Source organism: Phenylobacterium sp. (genome assembly GCF_031360265.1).
GTDB lineage: Bacteria > Pseudomonadota > Alphaproteobacteria > Caulobacterales > Caulobacteraceae > Phenylobacterium.
This window is the reverse complement of record NZ_JANMBF010000191.1, coordinates 1-1,825: the sequence shown is the minus strand read 5'-3', so window position 1 is coordinate 1,825 and position 1,825 is coordinate 1. Positions and strand designations below refer to the sequence as shown.

At 68.7% G+C, this 1,825-nt stretch carries 2 protein-coding genes; both read left to right on the top strand.

Translation table 11 applies throughout. From position 1 onward, the window contains the following. Positions 1–125: 125 nt before the first annotated feature. Entirely contained in the window at positions 126–758 is a 633-nt protein-coding gene (locus RMN86_RS17775; RefSeq protein ID WP_309607195.1) for a helix-turn-helix domain-containing protein, read from the top strand. Positions 759–797: 39 nt separating this feature from the next. Next, the gene (locus tag RMN86_RS17770) at positions 798–1,667 is read left to right on the top strand and encodes a universal stress protein (RefSeq protein WP_309607194.1); all 870 of its coding nucleotides are present in this window, start codon (positions 798–800) and stop codon (positions 1,665–1,667) included. Positions 1,668–1,825 lie beyond the last annotated feature (158 nt).

Sequence of the window (1,825 nt, the reverse complement as noted above, 5' to 3'; positions counted from 1 at the left end):
CCTGGCGCCCGGCGCATCGCCGGCCGGAGAAGACCCGCCTCCGTGCCGCTACCTAGGGGGCGCACACGAATATTCGCCGACGGGGCGAAGCGCGAGCCTGCGATCATCGACGACGGAGTTTTCTCATGACCCTCACGCGCTCGCCCAGTTCCGCTCCGGTCGCCAGCCTGATGGACCGCATCGGTCTGCGGATGCCCTTCGCCAAGGGCGAGGAGATCTTCGGCCAGGCCGATGCGGCCGACATGATTCACGGCATCGTCTCGGGCGCCGTACGGACGACCCGGCTCCACAGCGACGGCCGGCGGCAGATCGGCGATTTCTACTATCCCGGCGACATCATCGGGCTGGAGACCGGCGGTTTCTACAGATTCTCGGCCGAAGCCCTCAGCGACTGCGTGATCCACGTGGTCAAGCGCGCGTCGCTGAATAGCCTGAGCGGCGACGCCGGTCTGGACGGGACGCTGTGGGAGGCCACGCGCCGCGAGCTCGAGCGGACCCAGGAGCATCTGCTGATGCTCGGCCGCAAGAGCGCCTGCGAAAAGGTCGCCAGTTTCCTGATGGACGTGGCCCGACGTGTCGGATCCGAGGATGTGTCGCTGCCCATGGGCCGCCAGGACATGGCCGACTACCTCGGCCTGACCATCGAAACCGTCTCGCGGATGGTCACGCAGCTGCAGGGCTCGCGGATCGTCGAGTTCGCCTCGGCCCGGCAATTCCGGGTGACCCGCTGGCCAGCCCTCGAGCGACTGGCCGCCTGACTCTTCGCCGCACCCCAGGATCTTGAAGAGGAGTTCGCCATGACCACGCTTGAGGACGCCCCGGTTCAACACGCCGCCGTCCACCGCGAGAGCCTGCCGCGCAGCATCCTGGTCCATGTCGAGGGCGGTCCCGATGCGGCGGGACGCCTGCGCCTCGCCGTCGACCTGGCCCGCAGGTTCGACGCAACGCTGATCGGTCTGGGCGCGGAGATGATCCAGACCTTGAGCGATCCCTCCGGGATGCTGGGCGGGGAGTGGGTCGTCCAGTTGCAGAGCCTGGTCGAAGACAACCTCAGGCGGGCCGAGGAAACCTTCCGCGCCGCGACCGCTGGCATGGACACCGACTGGACCGCCATCGAAGCCTTTCCGGCCCGCGCCATGGCGCGCCATGCGCGCTCCGCCGACCTGATCGTCGCCGGCGGCGCGCCGCTGGGCGGCGAGGGGGCCTATCGCGCCGCCCACCCCGCCGAATTGGTCATGCAGTGCGCGCGCCCGGTGCTGGTGGCGCCGCCGAAGCCCGGAAGGTTCCACGGGCGCGCCGTCATTGTGGCCTGGAAGGACACCCGCGAGGCCCGGCGCGCGCTGACCGACAGCCTGCCGTTCCTCAAGGCTGCCGAACAGGTCGTGGTCGTCGAATGCTGCGCCAGGGACGAAGTGGTCGCGGCGGGCCACAACACGTCAGACGTGGTCCAGCAGCTTCGCCGTCACGGCGTCGAGGCCTCAGGCAAGGCGATCCCCGCCGCGCCGGAGCGGGTCGCCACGGAACTCCAGATCGCCGCCCAGGAGATCGGCGCGGACCTGATCGTCGCCGGCGCCTACGGCCATACGCGGCTCGGGGAATGGGCCTTCGGCGGGGTGACCTACGACCTGCTCAACACCCCCGAACGTTTCATCCTTCTGAGCCACTGAAGTCAGAGTCCCGGGCGGGCTCGGCGCCATCTTCGACGACGCTAGACCCTGTCCCGGCTGACTTGACTCAAGTCAGCCGGGACAGAACAGGGTCGTCGCTTATATCTGGAGCCCTTCTCCTCCACTCAGGTTGAGCCAACCTGAGTGGGAAGGGCTCT

Excerpts from the sequence above, each read along its gene's own strand:
- RMN86_RS17770 (WP_309607194.1), top strand. The coding sequence starts at position 798 with ATGACCACGCTTGAGGACGCCCCGGTTCAACACGCCGCCGTCCACCGC.
- RMN86_RS17775 (WP_309607195.1), top strand. The coding sequence starts at position 126 with ATGACCCTCACGCGCTCGCCCAGTTCCGCTCCGGTCGCCAGCCTGATG.